Annotated in this window: 14 protein-coding genes and 1 tRNA gene; 13 read left to right on the top strand and 2 right to left on the bottom strand. The window is 64.4% G+C overall.

The window, feature by feature from the left end; translation table 11 throughout:
• The first annotated feature begins 1 nt into the window (after position 1).
• Together F813_RS0102300 and F813_RS0102295 are read left to right on the top strand one after the other, a co-directional pair.
• Positions 2-292: a hypothetical protein gene (locus tag F813_RS0102300; protein ID WP_017925397.1), complete on the top strand. Its 291-nt coding sequence runs from the start codon at positions 2-4 to the stop codon at positions 290-292.
• Complete coding sequence (locus F813_RS0102295; RefSeq protein ID WP_017925396.1) at positions 292-870, top strand: hypothetical protein; 579 nt, start codon at positions 292-294, stop codon at positions 868-870. The genes F813_RS0102300 and F813_RS0102295 overlap by 1 nt, the downstream gene beginning before the upstream one ends.
• A gap of 203 nt (positions 871-1,073) precedes the next feature.
• On the opposite strand, the gene F813_RS0102290 is transcribed toward F813_RS0102295, so the two are convergent.
• Positions 1,074-1,149: transfer RNA gene (locus F813_RS0102290), tRNA-Ala, on the bottom strand.
• Between the two features lie 357 nt (positions 1,150-1,506).
• Between F813_RS0102290 and F813_RS0102285 the strand changes: the two genes are divergently transcribed.
• The 11 genes from F813_RS0102285 to F813_RS0102235 all read left to right on the top strand — a co-directional run bounded on the left by F813_RS0102285 (position 1,507) and on the right by F813_RS0102235 (position 13,618).
• Entirely contained in the window at positions 1,507-2,310 is an 804-nt protein-coding gene (locus F813_RS0102285; protein WP_038059933.1) for an MBL fold metallo-hydrolase, read from the top strand.
• A gap of 106 nt (positions 2,311-2,416) precedes the next feature.
• On the top strand, positions 2,417-3,106 hold the full coding sequence (gene phoB / locus F813_RS0102280) for a phosphate regulon transcriptional regulator PhoB (protein ID WP_012982369.1): 690 nt from the start codon (positions 2,417-2,419) through the stop codon (positions 3,104-3,106).
• Positions 3,107-3,151: 45 nt separating this feature from the next.
• Complete coding sequence (gene phoR / locus F813_RS0102275) at positions 3,152-4,474, top strand: phosphate regulon sensor histidine kinase PhoR (protein WP_012982368.1); 1,323 nt, start codon at positions 3,152-3,154, stop codon at positions 4,472-4,474.
• Between the two features lie 123 nt (positions 4,475-4,597).
• On the top strand, positions 4,598-5,572 hold the full coding sequence (locus tag F813_RS0102270; protein WP_017925394.1) for a PstS family phosphate ABC transporter substrate-binding protein: 975 nt from the start codon (positions 4,598-4,600) through the stop codon (positions 5,570-5,572).
• 208 nt (positions 5,573-5,780) lie between these two features.
• Complete coding sequence (locus tag F813_RS0102265; RefSeq protein WP_017925393.1) at positions 5,781-8,051, top strand: ABC transporter permease subunit; 2,271 nt, start codon at positions 5,781-5,783, stop codon at positions 8,049-8,051.
• A 10-nt stretch (positions 8,052-8,061) separates the two neighbouring features.
• Positions 8,062-9,729: a phosphate ABC transporter permease PstA gene (gene pstA, locus F813_RS0102260; RefSeq protein WP_017925392.1), complete on the top strand. Its 1,668-nt coding sequence runs from the start codon at positions 8,062-8,064 to the stop codon at positions 9,727-9,729.
• A 190-nt stretch (positions 9,730-9,919) separates the two neighbouring features.
• On the top strand, positions 9,920-10,750 hold the full coding sequence (pstB, locus tag F813_RS0102255) for a phosphate ABC transporter ATP-binding protein PstB (protein ID WP_017925391.1): 831 nt from the start codon (positions 9,920-9,922) through the stop codon (positions 10,748-10,750).
• A 26-nt stretch (positions 10,751-10,776) separates the two neighbouring features.
• Positions 10,777-11,499, top strand: coding sequence for a phosphate signaling complex protein PhoU (phoU, locus tag F813_RS0102250; protein ID WP_012982363.1), 723 nt, complete (start codon positions 10,777-10,779; stop codon positions 11,497-11,499).
• 89 nt (positions 11,500-11,588) lie between these two features.
• Positions 11,589-12,155, top strand: a complete 567-nt coding sequence (locus F813_RS0102245) for a DsrE family protein (RefSeq protein ID WP_017925390.1) — start codon at positions 11,589-11,591, stop codon at positions 12,153-12,155.
• Positions 12,156-12,215: 60 nt separating this feature from the next.
• Positions 12,216-12,659 carry a glutathione S-transferase N-terminal domain-containing protein gene (locus tag F813_RS0102240; RefSeq protein ID WP_017925389.1) on the top strand — a complete coding sequence of 148 codons (444 nt, stop codon included), beginning with the start codon at positions 12,216-12,218 and terminating at the stop codon, positions 12,657-12,659.
• Between the two features lie 89 nt (positions 12,660-12,748).
• The gene (locus F813_RS0102235; RefSeq protein ID WP_012982360.1) at positions 12,749-13,618 is read left to right on the top strand and encodes an amidohydrolase 2; all 870 of its coding nucleotides are present in this window, start codon (positions 12,749-12,751) and stop codon (positions 13,616-13,618) included.
• Between the two features lie 63 nt (positions 13,619-13,681).
• Here F813_RS0102235 and F813_RS0102230 read toward each other — a convergent pair whose 3' ends face one another.
• On the bottom strand, positions 13,682-15,592 hold the full coding sequence (locus F813_RS0102230) for a methyl-accepting chemotaxis protein (RefSeq protein WP_026148104.1): 1,911 nt from the start codon (positions 15,590-15,592) through the stop codon (positions 13,682-13,684).
• Positions 15,593-15,659 lie beyond the last annotated feature (67 nt).

The following is a 15,659-nucleotide window of genomic DNA, read 5'->3' as shown; positions in this document are numbered from 1 at the left end:
AATGCGATACGACGACCCCAACACGAACCCGGCGATGCGCCTGGATACGGCCTCGAAACCGGCCCGCCCGGTGCGGGAGTTCTGGTCTGCTGACCTTGAGCCTAAGAAGGCCACCACGGCGAAGCACAAGGCCGACAGTGCCCCGAAATCCAAGACGGACACGCAACCCCGGATGACGGAGGAACAGGCCCGTCATGAACGCCAGAAGGCCCGCCGCGATGCGGCGCTGTCCGAGATCAAAGGCCTACACAAGCGCCGTGAAAAGGGCACCTATCAGAAGGGGGCCAAGTGATGGGCAAGAACGTAGACAAGCTGCAAAACGAGATTGCCGAGGCGCTGAAGCTGAACGAACAGCACGCCGACGCCGCCGATGATGCTGCCGCCAAGTATCAGGAGGCGGTGGCCGGTGGTGATGTCGTGGGTGCCGCGCAATCGTGGGAACAGGAGCGGCAGGAGCAGGACCGGCTTGCCCGGAGCTATGCGGACCGAGTAACTGCCCTCAAGGCCAAGATGCCCGAGGCCGAATCCAAGGATGCGGCACCGGCGTACCGGCAAGCCGTGAAGGATGCCGAGGCGGCAGTGCAGGCAGAGGCTGATGCCCATACGGAGTTCACCGCCCTGGTGGAGCAACTGGCCGAACTGCGCAAGCGTCTGGACGATGTACATGCCGAAGCCGGGCGCACGATGCGTGCCGCGTTCATGGCGGCTGACTCTGCCCACAAGGAACGCCCGGACCTACGGCGCTCGAACATGAGCCTAACCGGCGGCGCGGACCGTCTGCTAAGTCTGGCTCGCGAACTGGCGAACGTCTCGAACGATCAGTCGAGGCAGGTTTTCAACACGGACCAGCAACGGCGCAAGGCCGCGTAGATTCGCTGAAGGGGAGGCACGGGCGAGGCGCGTCACTCACGCCGCCCGTACCGCGTCCAGGGCCGCCCGTCCCTGTTCCCTGATACGGGTAGCCCCGGCCATCGTGCCGGGGTTTTTTGTGTCTGCCCCTGTCTCGCCGTTGTTGGGTACATGATGGGGCAAAAGAAAAAGGCGCCCGTAGGCGCCTGATTCTAAAGGGATATTGGTGGAGCGGAGGAGGATCGAACTCCCGACCTTCGCATTGCGAACGCGACGCTCTCCCAGCTGAGCTACCGCCCCAATCAAGGCGCGCATTCTAGCAACTCCCGACGAGCGCGGGAAGAGACAGACGCGTGATCGCTGCCGGGCGCCCTTGCCCGGGCTGACCAAGCGACGTTACTAATCCCATCCCGCGTTTCTGCACGGGCCCGGAATCGGGTGGAAAACGCGATGCCTAGCACCTTTTTCAGCCGTTGCGCGACCACAGGTGCCATTTTCGTGGTGCAGGTCACGTCAAACACGCTTAGACTTGATCTAGTCTTAACGTATGTTAGAAGTACGTCGGAAATCCGTCGTAGCTACCGTCTCTTCAAGGAGGCGTCTCTGCCGCATGGTCTGCCGAGATATTCACAATTTTCATTTGCAGTCAGATCCCGCATGAGTCTCTCTGTCCGCATATTGGGCGCTAGTGGCGGCATCGGCCCCAACCGTCGCACGACATCGATTCTGATCGACGAAGATATCCTGATCGACGCCGGCAGTGGGGTCGGCGACCTGACCTTGGACGAATTACAAAAAATCCGTCACGTATTTCTGACCCATTCGCACCTCGACCACATCGGTTTTCTGCCGATGCTCGCGGACATGGTGTATTCACCGAATGCGCCCCCCATCCAGATCCACGCGCTGCCGGCCACCCTGAAGGCCCTGCGCGAGCATGTGTTCAACTGGGTCATCTGGCCCGACTTCACCTGTCTCCCGTCCCCCGAGCAACCACTGCTGCAGTTTCGACCGATCCGGCCCGATCAGCAGGTGTCCATCGGATTGCGCGAGGTTCATACCCTGCCCGCCTTGCACACGGTGCCCGCCATTGGCTATGGCGTGATGCACAACGACGGTGTGGGCTTTGCCTTCACCGGGGACACTTCGTCGTCCGAGGCCCTGTGGGAGGCCTTGAACGCGCTGCCCTATCTGGATCTGCTGATGATCGAGTCAGGGCTGCCGGACGAAATGGACGGCATGGCCGATCTCGCCAAGCATTACACCCCGCACCGCCTCGCGGATGACCTGGATGCGCTCCACCACCAGCCACGGATCGCCATCACGCACCTGAAACCCGGGCACGAACGGGCCATCCGCCAGCAACTCCAGCAGTCGCGGCATGCCAGCCGTATGGTCCTGCTCGAGGGCTCCGAGCGGTTCGAACTGCACGCCCAGAACAGGGCTCTCAAGGCCGGGTAGGGCCTCAGGCTCGACGCATTCCTGCATCGGGCCGCTCCCCCCGCCGTCACACAGCTGTAACATCCCTGTTATCTAATGCAGGGCATCCTGAACTCGGGAATGGGTCATGGCTGTGAAGATTCTGCTGGTCGAGGATGACACCGCAATCCGCGAAATGCTCCAGCTGCCGCTGCACAAGGCCGGATACGCGGTGCGAGAGGCTGGCGATGTTCGCGCTGCCAAAGGCCTGCTGCTGGAAGACCCACCCGATCTGATCCTGCTCGACTGGATGCTGCCGGATACCAGCGGCCTCGACTGGGCGCGCACGCTGAAGGCCAGCCCGATCACCAAGGACATCCCGATCATTATGCTGACTGCCCGCGGCGAAGAAGAAGACCGCGTCCGCGGGCTGGACGTGGGTACCGACGACTACGTGACCAAACCGTTCTCGCCGCGCGAACTGGTTGCCCGCATCAAGGCGGTACTGCGGCGTACCGCCCCGATCACCAGCGAAGAACCAGTGGAGGTCGAGGGTCTGCGCCTGGACCCGGTCTCGCACCGCGTGAGCGGCCACGGAGAGGCGCTATCGATGGGCCCGACCGAATACAACCTCCTGCACTTCTTCATGACCCACCAGGACCGCGTATTCACCCGCGGCCAGCTGCTCGACCAGGTATGGGGCACCAATGTGTACGTCGAGGAACGCACCGTGGATGTACACATCCGGCGCCTGCGCAAGGCACTGGCGCTGACCGGGCACGACCACCTCGTGCAAACCGTACGCGGATCGGGGTACCGTTTCTCCCAGACTCCCTGATCGCGGCCGACACCGCGACCTCCAATCACCCCACTCGGTCGTCCGATGCAATCACGCAACCCCTGGCCCGGCGTCATCGCGGGCACCCTGCTGGTCGGTGTCCCGATCGCGCTGCTCGGCTGGAGCATGGGGCAATTCTGGGCCACGATTGCGTTCCTGCTGGGAGCGGCCCTGTTCTGGAACCTGTCGCATCTGTTGCTGCTGGAGCGCTGGCTGCGCCAGGGCGGGCGCAGCGAACCACCGGACGTGCGTGGGCTGTGGGGGCTGGCCTTCGATCATCTCTACCGCCGCCGCCGGCGCCACGAACATCGTGTGCACCGGCTGCGCCAGTACCTCGAGCGCTATCGCGACTCGGCCCGGGCGATGCCGGACGCGGTCGTGGTTCTGAATGACGATCTGCGCATCGAATGGCTGAACGAGATGGCCACGCAACTGCTGGGGCTGAACTGGCCGGACGACGAGGGCCAGCGCATCACCCACCTGCTGCGCAACCCGGCATTCATCGCATTCATGGAGAGCGCGCGCACCACACCGGGCAGCGTGACCACGGCCTCCCCGCTCCACGACGACCAGCAGCTGGAGTTCCGTCTGGTGCCCTATGGCGATGCGCAATTCCTGCTGCTGGCGCGGGACACCACGCATCTGCACCGACTGGAAGTGATGCGGCGCGACTTCATTGCGAACGTCTCGCACGAATTGCGCACGCCGCTGACCGTGCTCTACGGCGTTGTCGAGACGCTGGAGGACGAACTGGCCGATCAGCCCGACAAGGCCAGGTCGGTGAAACTGCTGCGGGAGCAGTCCGAACGCATGAAGCTGCTGGTCGACGACCTGCTGACCCTCTCCCGCCTGGAAACCGGCAGCCCGAAGGGCCCGCCACAATGGGTCGATGTCGGCGCCATGCTGGAAACGCTGAAAGATGAGGCCGAACTGCTCTCCGGCGACCAGCACCACCGGATCGAGATCCACGCCCGGGCCGGGCTCGAATTGCGAGGCGCCGAGAACGAACTGCGCTCGGCCTTCGCCAACCTGCTGTTCAATGCGGTCAAGTACACCCCGGCCGGGACCCGCATCGAGCTCCGCTGGCAATCCGACGCGGACGGGGCTCGCCTGAGCGTGATCGACGAGGGCCCGGGGATTGCCCGCCACCACCTCCACCGCCTGACCGAACGCTTCTACCGCGTAGATGCCGGCCGCGACCAGCGCCGCGGCGGGACCGGGCTCGGACTGGCCATCGTCAAGCATGTACTCGCGCGCCACGGCGGACATCTGGAGATCGACAGCCAGGTCGGTCGCGGCACGCGCTTCACCTGCCTGTTCCCGCTGTCGATTACCCGCATCGAACCCACCGAGTCCGCCAAAAACTGACGCCATGCGATGTCACACGGCTGTCACACACCCGTCACAGGAGCGTCAACCCGGCTGCGCATAATTCCCCACCAAGGTCGCTTGAAGCGTCCTTGCAAGAATTCCATTCAAGGGGAGATTCCCATGTTGTTGAAGCGCAGCCTTCTGGCCCTGGCCACCGCCACTGCAATGGCCATTACGCCGTTTACCGCCTCTGCCGAAGTCGATGCCGACATCCCGGCCTATGAGGCGGTCTCCGGGATTTCCGGCAACCTGTCGAGCATCGGCTCCGACACCCTGAACAATCTGATGACGCTGTGGGCCGAGGAGTTCCAGAACTTCTACCCGAACGTCAACGTCCAGATTCAGGGCGCCGGCACCTCCACCGCGCCGCCGGCCCTGACCGAAGGCACCGCCGACTTCGGCCCGATGTCGCGCATGCCGCGCGACAGCGAGCACGCCGAGTTCGAAGAGCGCCACGGCTACGAAATGACCGCCGTCCCGGTCGCGATCGACACCATCGCGGTGTACGTAAACCGCGACAACCCGATCGAGGGCCTCACCATCGAACAGGTCGATTCGATCTTCTCGTCCACCCGCCGCTGCGGTGGGGCCGAGGACATCACCCGCTGGGGTCAAGTCGGCCTGGATGGTTCCTGGGAAAGCCGCGACATTACGCTCTACAGCCGTAACGCGGTCTCCGGCACCTATGGCTTCTTCCGCCAGCACGCCCTGTGCGACGGTGACTTCAAGGATTCGGTCAACGAACAGCCCGGCTCCGCCTCCGTGGTCCAGGGCGTTTCCGAGTCGCTGAACGGCATTGGCTACTCCGGCATCGGCTACATGACCTCGGGCGTGCGCGCTGTCCCGCTGGGCGAGAATGAGGGCGAGTACTACGAGCCGACTGCGGACAACGCCTCCTCCGGCGACTACCCGCTGGCCCGCTTCCTGTACGTGATGGTCAACAAGCACCCGGAAGACGGTCTGACCCCGCGCGCGGCCGAGTTCCTGAAGATGGTGCTGTCGAAGGAAGGCCAGGAAGTCGTGGTGCGTGACGGGTTCATCCCGCTGCCGGCCGCCGTGGCCGAACGCGAGCGCAAGAACCTCGGTCTGGAATAACCCAGGCCTCGCGCCGGCCATCTCCGGATGGCCCGAACCGGGTCCCTCGCGGGGCCCGGTTTTTTTGTGCCCGCCTCTTGCTGCCCGCCCGATCGACCCGCAATACAGCGTTCAACGGTCCGTCACATGGCTGTCACGTTTCTGTCATGAAGCGGCCGTAGCATGCCGGCCAGTTGCACCCTACACCCGCCGCATCAGGGGACCCTGAATGTCCAGCCTCTCCGCCACCTCGACGCTCGGCCGCTTCCAGCGCTGGCGTCGCACCAAGGACCGCACCGCCCGTTACACCATCGGCTTTTTCGGTGTGGCCGTGATTGGTGCTCTGACCCTGATGTTTGTCTACCTGGCCAGCGAAACGCTGCCCATGTTTCAGGGGGCCACCCTGGAGCCGCGCACGGAATACGCGGCCCCCGGCGGCGCCGATACCCAGACCATCCACCTGGCGGTGAACCGCCATCGCGAGATGGCGGTGCGCCTGACCGAAGACCGACGCGCCCTCTTCTTCCGCCCCTACAGCGGCGACATCGTGAAAGAAGAGTCGCTACCGATCCCGGAGGATGTGCAGGTCACCAGTTTCAGCGCGGCCGAGCCGCGCACGCGCCTGGTGGCCGCGGGCCTGGACAACGGGCAGGTACTGGCCATCGAGTACGAATACAACGAGCGTTTCAGTCCCGAAGGCCGTCTGTACGACCCGGGCCTGGTGTACCCCCTGGGGGACGAAGACTCCGCGCTGTTGGACGTGGACGACGACGGCCGCGCGATCTCAGTGGTTGGGATACAGCGCGGCTCCAGCGGCATCCGCGTCGCAGCCGCAACGGAAGACGGCAATCTCGTTCTCGTTCGCTTCGAGGAACGCACCTCGATGATGACCGGCGAGACCGAGGTCAGACGGTCGGCCTACGACCTGCCCTCGCTCCCGGATGGCGCCACGCCGACTCGCATTCTGCTGGATATCACCGGCCGTCACATGCTGGTCGGCGACGACCAGGGGCAGTTGCATTTCTTCGACATCAACAACCCCTCACGCGCCAGCCTGGTCGACAGCAAGCGCGTGATCCGCGGCGATGATGCCGAGGTGACCTCGCTGGAGTATCTGCTGGGCACGGTCTCCATCATCGTCGGGGGCTCCGACGGCACGGTCTCCCAGTACATGCTGGTACGCGACGACGACAACGTGAACCGCATCACCCGGGTGCGCGACTTTCCCTCGCACGCCGGCGCGATCCGCAACACCCAGCCGGAATACATCCGCAAGGGCTTCCTGACCGCCGACGATCAGGGCGAGGTCAAGATCCACTACTCCACCTCACAGCGGACCCTGATCGAACGCCAGATCACCGACCAGCCACTGCATCGGGTGTATGTCGACCCGCGCAACCGCCTGCTGATCGGCATCGACGATCACGAGACCTGGCATCTGCAGGATCTGTCCAATCCGCACCCGGAGGTCTCCTTCCACGTGCTGTGGCAGAAGGTCTGGTACGAGGGCCGGTCTGGGGGTGACTATGTCTGGCAGTCGTCCTCGGCGACCGACGAGTTCGAGCCAAAATTCTCGCTGGTGCCGCTGACCATCGGCACCATCAAGGCCGCCTTCTACGCAATGCTGTTCGCCACCCCGCTGGCGATCATGGGGGCGATCTACAGTGCCTATTTCATGTCGCGGCGCATGCGCAGCATCACCAAGCCCTCGATCGAGCTGATGGAGGCGCTGCCGACTGTCATCCTCGGCTTCCTCGCCGGGCTGTGGCTGGCCCCCTTCATCGAGGCCAACCTGCCGGCGATCGCCAGCATCCTGATCCTGATGCCGCTGGGTATGCTGGTCGCCGCGTTCCTGTGGACACGGGCGCTGCCGGAGAACCTGCGCAATCTCGTACCCGCTGGCTGGGAGGCCGCGATCCTGATCCCCGTGATTCTGGCCATCGGCTGGTTCTCCGTGTCCATGAGCCCGCTGATCGAGATCTGGATGTTCGATGGCGATGCCCGCCAATGGCTGACCAACCAGGGCATCACCTACGACCAGCGCAATGCGCTCGTGATCGGCATCGCGATGGGCTTCGCGGTCATCCCGACCATCTACTCGATCTCGGAGGACGCGGTCTTCAACGTGCCCAAGCACCTGACCCAGGGCTCGCTGGCCCTAGGCGCCACCCCGTGGCAGACGGTGGTGCGCGTAGTGCTGCTGACCGCCAGCCCCGGGATTTTCTCGGCGGTGATGATCGGCTTCGGCCGCGCGGTGGGCGAGACCATGATTGTACTGATGGCGACCGGCAACTCACCGGTAGTCAACTTCAACATTTTCGAGGGCATGCGCACGCTCTCCGCGAACATCGCGGTGGAGATGCCTGAGGCCGCCGTCGGCAGCACCCACTTCCGCATCCTGTTCCTGGCCGCCCTGGTCCTGTTCGCGCTGACCTTTGCGGTAAACACGGTCGCCGAGATCGTGCGCCAGCGCCTGCGCCAGAAATACAGCTCCCTTTGAGGCATAAGCGATGAATCGTTGGTTCAAAACCGGCACCCCCTGGATCTGGCTGAATGCCGGAGCAGTCGCTGCCTCGCTGGTGATGGTCTTCGGCCTGATTCTGATGATCGCCGTGAACGGCCTGTCCTTCTTCTGGCCCTCGGAGGTCATCGAGTTCGAATACCAGACGGAGCAGGACTCCGAACCCCGGCGCGTCATGGGTGAGCTGCAACGCTCGGAGACCATGACCGCCCAGGCCATGCGCGACGCTGGATTCACCGTGCCGGAAGGGCAGGACATCGTCGTCCGCCACCTGATCAAGCGCGGCAATCGCGACCTCGACAGCCGCGACTTCCAGTGGTACCTGGACGACTTCATGTCCGAATGGGAACGCCCGCGCGACGTGGTGGTGCTGGAGCGTCTGCAATGGGGCGATTTCTACGGCTACCTCCGCGAATATCAGGAAGACGGCGAAACCGTCGCCGAGGGGGAACAGGCGCGCACCGCGTTCGAGGAACGCATGCCGCAGACCCGCGAACTGGTCCAGCAGATCGAACGCATCGAGCGCATCGAGATCGGCCGGGTCAACTTCGACCTCGAGCGCCTGCGCATCGCCCAGCGCGGTGTCGAGCGGGCCGACGAACTGTCGCTGGAAGAACGCGGCCAGCGCCAGGAAGAGCTGGACGCCGAACGCGCGGAGCTGGACGCGCGCTACGCCGAGCTGGAGGCCGAGCGCAACGCCCTGCGTGACGAACTGGGCCGCTTTGCGATCGTGCTGGAAACCGCCGACGGGCAAGAGGCGACGATCCCGCTCTCGCGCATCGTGAACGCCTGGTGGCCAAACGACATGAGCGTGCCGGCCAAGCTGCGCCACTATGTCGTCGCCTTCTGGGACTTCATGACCGGGTACCCGCGCGAGGCGAACACCGAGGGCGGCATCCTGCCGGCGATCTTCGGCACCGTGCTGATGGTCATTCTGATGTCCATCGTGGTGACCCCGTTCGGCGTGCTCGCTGCGATCTACCTGCGCGAATACGCCAAGCAGGGCCCGCTGGTGCGCACGATCCGTATCTCGGTCAACAATCTCGCCGGCGTGCCGTCGATCGTATTCGGGGTGTTCGGTCTGGGTTTCTTCGTCTACCTGATTGGCGGCAACATCGACCAGATCTTCTTCCGTGATGCCCTGCCCTCGCCGACCTTCGGGTCGCCCGCGATCATCTGGGCCTCGTTGACGCTCGCGCTACTGACCCTGCCGGTGGTGATCGTCTCCACCGAGGAAGGCCTGACCCGCATCGGGGCCAGTATCCGCCACGGCTCGCTGGCGCTGGGCGCGACCAAGGCCGAGACCCTGTGGCGCCTGATCGTGCCACTGTCGGCGCCGGCGATGATGACCGGGCTGATCCTCGCGGTCGCTCGGGCGGCCGGCGAAGTGGCCCCCCTGATGCTGGTGGGCGTGGTCAAGCTCGCCCCGACCCTGCCGCTGGATGGCAACTTCCCCTATCTGCATCTGGACCGCGCGTTCATGCACCTGGGCTTCCATATCTTCGACGTCGGCTTCCAGAGCCCGAACGTCGAGGCTGGCCGCCCGCTGGTCTACGCGACCGCCCTGGTGCTGGTGATGCTGATCATCGTGCTCAACCTGACCGCGATCTCGATCCGCAACTACCTGCGCGAGAAGTACCGCGCCGACAGTGACTGAGACACGACATGCATAACCTCTCTCGCACACATCGTCATTGCGAGGCCCCCAAGGGGCCGCGGCAATCGCCCGACGCGGCCCCGGACATCCGCCGGACCCAGCCCCCGAGCCTGCCACGGAGATCGCCACGCGCCTGCGGCGCTCGCGAGGACGGGATGCGTCGAACCCTGTTCCCCATGGAGTACCCGAAATGAGTGACACCGCTACCCACGCCGTCAGCGTGACGCAAGGCGACCGACCCGACCGCGGCCTGCGGCTCTCCAGCGAGGAGATCTGTCTGACCGCCGAGGACCTGAAGCTGTTCTACGGCGAGGATCAGGCCCTGAAGGGCATCGACATCCAGATCCCGAAGAACCGGATCACGGCGTTCATCGGCCCCTCCGGCTGCGGGAAATCGACGTTCCTGCGCTGCTTCAACCGCATGAACGACCTGATCGATGCCGCCCACATCGAGGGGACGATCCGGCTCGACGGCGACGACATCTACGACAAGACCGTGGACGTGCCGGAGCTGCGCCGCCGCGTCGGCATGGTGTTCCAGAAGCCGAATCCGTTCCCGAAGTCCATCTACGAGAATGTCGCCTACGGCCTGCGCCTGCAGGGCGTGAAGAATCGCCGACGTCTGGACGAGGTGGTAGAAAAGTCACTGAAGCGTGCCGCGCTGTGGGACGAGGTCAAGGACCGCCTGCACGAGAACGCCTTCGGCCTGTCCGGCGGCCAGCAGCAGCGCCTGGTGATCGCCCGCGCGATCGCGATCGACCCCGAGGTCCTGTTGCTGGACGAGCCCTGCTCCGCGCTGGACCCGCTGGCCACGCTGAAGATCGAGGAGCTGATGATCGAACTGAAGAAGGACTACACGCTGGTCATCGTCACCCACAACATGCAGCAGGCCGCGCGCGTGTCCGACTACACCGCCTTCATGTACATGGGCGAGCTGATCGAATACGCCGACACCGACACCCTGTTCACCTCGCCTGCCAAGAAGCAGACCGAGGACTACATCACCGGCCGCTTCGGTTAGGCCATTTCGGATCAGGAGTCCGGATCATGGACAAGAGCTTTTTCAAACAGCACATCTCCCAGCAGTTCAATGCCGAGCTGGAGGACATCATCAAGAAGGTGATGACCATGGGAGGCCTGGTCGAGCAACAGCTCGGCGATGCGGTAACCGCGATGGTCGAGGGCGACACCGCGCTGGCGGAAACCGTGATGACCTCCGACTACAAGGTCAACGCGCTCGAGGTCGAGATCGACGAGGAATGCACCCACATCCTCGCCCGTCGCCAGCCCACGGCCTCCGACCTGCGTCTGGTGATCGCGGTGATCAAGACCATCACCGACCTGGAACGCATGGGCGACGAGGCCGAGCGTGTGGGCCGTATGGGTCTGCAACTGCTGGATTCCGATCGCCGCGAGGCACCGATGGACGAGATCGCGAAGATGGGCCAACTCGTGCGCGAGATGACGCGCGGCGTGCTCGATGCCTTCGCACGCATGGACACCGAGCAGGCGGTGCGAGTCGCACAGCAGGACATCCAGATCGACAGCCTCTACGAGGCCATCACGCACAAGCTGATGAAACAGATGACTGCCTCCCCCGATGCGGTGCCCCGCCTGATGGACATCGTCTGGGCGACCCGCTCGCTGGAGCGGATCGGCGATCGCGCGCGCAACATCTGCGAGTACGTGGTGTATTTCGTAAAGGGCAAGAACGTCCGCCACACCAGTTACGACCAGATGGCAGCCGAAGCCACGGGGGATCGTCACTAGGAGGCGACAAACCCGGCCGAGTAGACAACCACCCGGCGATCAGGCTCAAAATAGGGCTCAGCACATTCATGCCCGGACCCTGCGACCCGATGCCGCGTTTCATCTCGACGTTGTTTGCCCTGGCCGGCCTGACCCTGTTCGCGGCGGTTGGAGGCGTGTGGGGGGCGGATGACGTCGAAGAGGCCGCACCCTCTTTCGAGGTGAAGGCACTGTTCGAGAAGGACGAACTCCCCGATGGCGTCGCATTCGAGATTGTCGAGAATGACCGCGCGGCCCTGAGCGCGCTGCTGCCCGAGATCCAAGCGAATATCCGAGTGCTGCGCCAGCGCGCTCCGGACCTGCCGATCGCGGTCGTCACCCACGGGGCGGAGCAGTTCACCCTCACCCGTGCCCAGGCCGCGGCACATGGCTCGCTCCACGCCGAGATCGAGTCACTGGTGATGGATGACGGCGTCAACGTCGTGGTCTGCGGGACCTTTGCCGGCTGGCGCGATCTCGAGTCCGATGCCTTCCTCGAACATGTCGAGGTGGCCACTGCCGCACCGGATCGACTGGAGGACCTGAAGGCAGCAGGCTACACCGTGATTCGCCTGCGACCGTCCCTGCTGGATGCCCCGGCGGAAGACCCGTGGGAGTTCGACTTCGGCCAGCCGTGACGTGCCACGCCCGATGCGGGCTCTGTCACCCGCCGGGGGGCTTGTGGCATCCTTTCGCGCATGCGATTTCTGATCCGATGGTTTTTCCGCGGCGTACGCCTGATCCTCACCCCGTTCATGCTGATTGGCGAGCGTCTGTCGCGACCGCGCGGCATCGAGCGCGACCCCGCCGACCAGGCCCGCGTTGACGAACAGACGCGCCACCTCGCGCTGTACCATTTCCCGGCCTGCCCGTTCTGCATCCGGGCCCGCCGTACCATGCAGCGGCTGTCGCTCGACATCGAGTTGCGCAATGCCCAGGCGGCCGGCCCGCACCGCGAGGCGCTGCAGACCGAGGGCGGCAAGCTGCAAGTGCCCTGCCTGCGCATTGAGGAACCGGACGGCCAGGTACGCTGGCTGTACGAGTCGGATGCGATCGGCGAATACCTGCGTGAGCGCTTCGACCCGAACCGTCCGGATGGGCGCTCCGGAGATGCGGCGGTGTCCGGGGACTCCCACGCCTGACAACGACGCCAGAAGGACAGGCCACCAACGCGAGGCCTGGCGGCACTACGCGGTATAAAATGGGGTCCCATACCCGAGGAACCCGCTGAATGGCTGCCCTGAACCGCCCTCGAAGACTGCCCCGTCTGTTCATTCTTCCGGCCGCGGCCCTGCTGCTCGGCTCGCTGCTTGGTGGAGCCTCTGCCCAGGCATTTGAACCCCTGTTCGATGCCCACCTGCACTACCGCGACCGGCAGATGGAACACTTCCCGCCAGAGGCTGTTGCACGCACGCTCGAAGAGAATTCGATTCAGTCCGCGATCATCATGGCCCCGCGCTCGAAACTGATCGAAGCGCTGGAACCGAAGGTGGGTACGCGCATCGTCCCGTTTCTCGAGATCTCCCAGCGCCTGGGGCGCAAGATGGACTGGATGTACGAGGACGGCCTGCGGGAACAGGTCGAGGCCATCCTCGACCGAAGCCCAGTCCAGTGGCGCGGGATCGGGGAATTGCACATCCAGGCCGATGACCGCTTCGCCCCCGGCTTCGAGGATCTGCTGGCATTGGCGGTCGAGCGCGATCTGTGGATCGTGATCCATGGCGATCCCGCCGTGATCGACCATGCCTACGCCGTCCAGCCCGAGGTACGCATCCTCTGGGCGCACGCCGGTTCCTATGCCTACCCGCCCCTGGTGCGTGACTACCTGGACCGGCACCCGAACATGGTCATGGATGTCTCCATGCGCAACCCGCGCATCAATCCCGGCGGCATCATCGACGCCGACTGGTTCGAGCTGTTCCTCGACTATCCGGACCGGTTCCTGATCGGCAATGACACCTTCAGCCTCGCCCGCTGGGAGCACTTTACCGTGCTGAAGGACAGCACCCGAGCCTGGCTCCAGCAGATGCCACCCAACGTACAGCGCATGATCGCCCGAGAAAACGGCGAGCGCCTGTTTCCGCCCGTCGAGAGTCCGTAGCCCGACCACAAAAAAGCCCGGGACCGTCTCCGGACCCGGGCTTGGCATCAACTGGCTCGGGGTTTATACCTTGAATTGCCCCACCCGCTGCTGCTGCTCGGACGCCAGCTTGGACAGCTCCTCCGAGGCATTGCGGATCTGTTCCGATCCAGCCGCGGTCTGATCCAGCACCTCGGTCACGTTGGCGACGTTGCGGTTGATCTCCTCGGCCACCGTGGACTGCTCCTCGGCGGCACTGGCGATCTGCGTGTTCATGTCGCTGATGCGCGTCACGGACTGGGTGATCGCCGTCAGCGATTCGCCCGCCAGGTTGACCTGCTCCACGCTCTGGTGCGCCTTGGAACGGCCATCTTCCATCGCCTGCACCGCCTCGCGGGTACCGCTTTGCACGCGCTCGATCATCTGTTGGATCTCGTGGGTCGAATCCTGCGTGCGGCTGGCCAGGGTACGCACCTCGTCGGCGACCACCGCGAACCCGCGGCCCTGTTCACCCGCTCGCGCGGCCTCGATCGCCGCGTTCAGCGCCAGCAGGTTGGTCTGATCAGCGATATCGCCGATGACTTCCAGGACCTTGTTGATCTCCTCGGCATCCTGCGACAGGCGGCTGACCACCTCGGCGGCACCATCGACCTGCTGCGACAGCGCGTTGATCGCGGCCACGGTGCGTTGCACGACCTGCTGACCCTCGGTGGCATCCTGGTCGGTGTTTTGTGCCGCGGCGGCGGCATCCGCCGCGTTGCGGGCCACCTCCTGCACCGTGGCCGTCATCTCGTTCATGGCCGTGGCAACCTGATCGATCTCCGACTTCTGTCGCCGTACCTGCTCGTTGGTTTGCTCGCTGGTGGCGGACAGCTCGTTCGCGGCCGCGGCGACCTGATCGCCTCCAGCCGCGACCGTGGAGACGAGACCACGGATCTTCTTGACGAAATTGTTGAACGCCTCCGCCAGCTCGCCGAGTTCGTTCTTGCCAGAGACCTCCAGCGTACGGGTCAGATCGCCCTCGCCACCCGCGATATCGTTCAGGCGTGCCACCGTACGGTTCAGCGGACGAACAATGCTTCGGGTCAGGAGCCAGGCCAGGAGGGCGCCGAGCGCCACGGCAATCACCCCGACCGCCACCACGGTACCAGTCGCGTTGCGCGCCATGGCCACATACGCGCTACGGTCCACCATGACCTCAAGCACGCCGACCACGTCACCGGAGAAATCCGTAACAGGACGCGCGACCACGGCCATCGGGTTACCTTCGTAGGTCACGTTGCGCACCAGTTCTTCGCCCTCCATGACCTCGCGCATTTCGGCATCGCTGAAGGTCGGGTCGCCGCTGATCGTCCCGCGGAAACGGCTGAACGAACGGCCATCGCGCAGATAAAGCGCGACCGGTGAATTCGTATCCGCAGTAAACTCCTCGAAGAAGGAGTCGCCGAACGAAAGACCGAACTCCACCGAACCGACGTGGTCGCCATTGTGTTCGATGGGCACAACCCCGCGAATGCCGAGACCCGCTACCCCTTCCTCAAGCCCCGAGATCGGGGTGCGCTTCTCGTTGGTGTCGACCACCGTCTGGCGGAACCCGGACAGGTCGTCGCCATAATTGTCGGGCGAGTGAACGCGCAGGAAGGAAGTCGCCGGCGGGGTATGGAACTGGTACAGATGCACGCCGTACTGCTCGCTGAGCGAGGCAAAACTCGGAACAGTCATCTCGGCCAGACGCTCGCGATCGCCCGTCGCCATCGCCTCCTGCACGTCGGGGATCTTCGCCACGGTCTCTGCCATTGCGGTCGCGCGCGCGGCTTCCTGGTCCAGACGACCGACAAGCTGCGCGGCCAGATCGGTCAGTTCGCGCTGTTCGGCACGATCGGCCATGGTGCCAAGGCTGTTCATCACGACCACAAGGGTCAGGATCACGGCCAGCAGCACCACCGTGATAATCCCGACCATCAGCCGGACTCCGATTCGGATGTTATCGAACATTTTGAAGACTCTCCCCAATAAGGCTTTGCGGGCCAGCGGCATCCTTGCTGCGGCATTTCATCGACGT

It is taken from the genome of Thioalkalivibrio sp. HL-Eb18, from assembly GCF_000364985.1.
Taxonomy (GTDB): Bacteria; Pseudomonadota; Gammaproteobacteria; order Ectothiorhodospirales; family Ectothiorhodospiraceae; genus Thioalkalivibrio.
Note: the sequence above shows the minus strand (reverse complement) of the source record. Positions and strands in the feature narration are given on the sequence as shown.

Coding starts and splice junctions, on each gene's coding strand:
- F813_RS0102300 (WP_017925397.1), top strand. CDS start 2: ATGCGATACGACGACCCCAACACGAACCCGGCGATGCGCCTGGATACG.
- F813_RS0102295 (WP_017925396.1), top strand. CDS start 292: ATGGGCAAGAACGTAGACAAGCTGCAAAACGAGATTGCCGAGGCGCTG.
- F813_RS0102285 (WP_038059933.1), top strand. CDS start 1,507: ATGAGTCTCTCTGTCCGCATATTGGGCGCTAGTGGCGGCATCGGCCCC.
- phoB (WP_012982369.1), top strand. CDS start 2,417: ATGGCTGTGAAGATTCTGCTGGTCGAGGATGACACCGCAATCCGCGAA.
- phoR (WP_012982368.1), top strand. CDS start 3,152: ATGCAATCACGCAACCCCTGGCCCGGCGTCATCGCGGGCACCCTGCTG.
- F813_RS0102270 (WP_017925394.1), top strand. CDS start 4,598: ATGTTGTTGAAGCGCAGCCTTCTGGCCCTGGCCACCGCCACTGCAATG.
- F813_RS0102265 (WP_017925393.1), top strand. CDS start 5,781: ATGTCCAGCCTCTCCGCCACCTCGACGCTCGGCCGCTTCCAGCGCTGG.
- pstA (WP_017925392.1), top strand. CDS start 8,062: ATGAATCGTTGGTTCAAAACCGGCACCCCCTGGATCTGGCTGAATGCC.
- pstB (WP_017925391.1), top strand. CDS start 9,920: ATGAGTGACACCGCTACCCACGCCGTCAGCGTGACGCAAGGCGACCGA.
- phoU (WP_012982363.1), top strand. CDS start 10,777: ATGGACAAGAGCTTTTTCAAACAGCACATCTCCCAGCAGTTCAATGCC.
- F813_RS0102245 (WP_017925390.1), top strand. CDS start 11,589: ATGCCGCGTTTCATCTCGACGTTGTTTGCCCTGGCCGGCCTGACCCTG.
- F813_RS0102240 (WP_017925389.1), top strand. CDS start 12,216: ATGCGATTTCTGATCCGATGGTTTTTCCGCGGCGTACGCCTGATCCTC.
- F813_RS0102235 (WP_012982360.1), top strand. CDS start 12,749: ATGGCTGCCCTGAACCGCCCTCGAAGACTGCCCCGTCTGTTCATTCTT.
- F813_RS0102230 (WP_026148104.1), bottom strand. CDS start 15,592: ATGTTCGATAACATCCGAATCGGAGTCCGGCTGATGGTCGGGATTATC.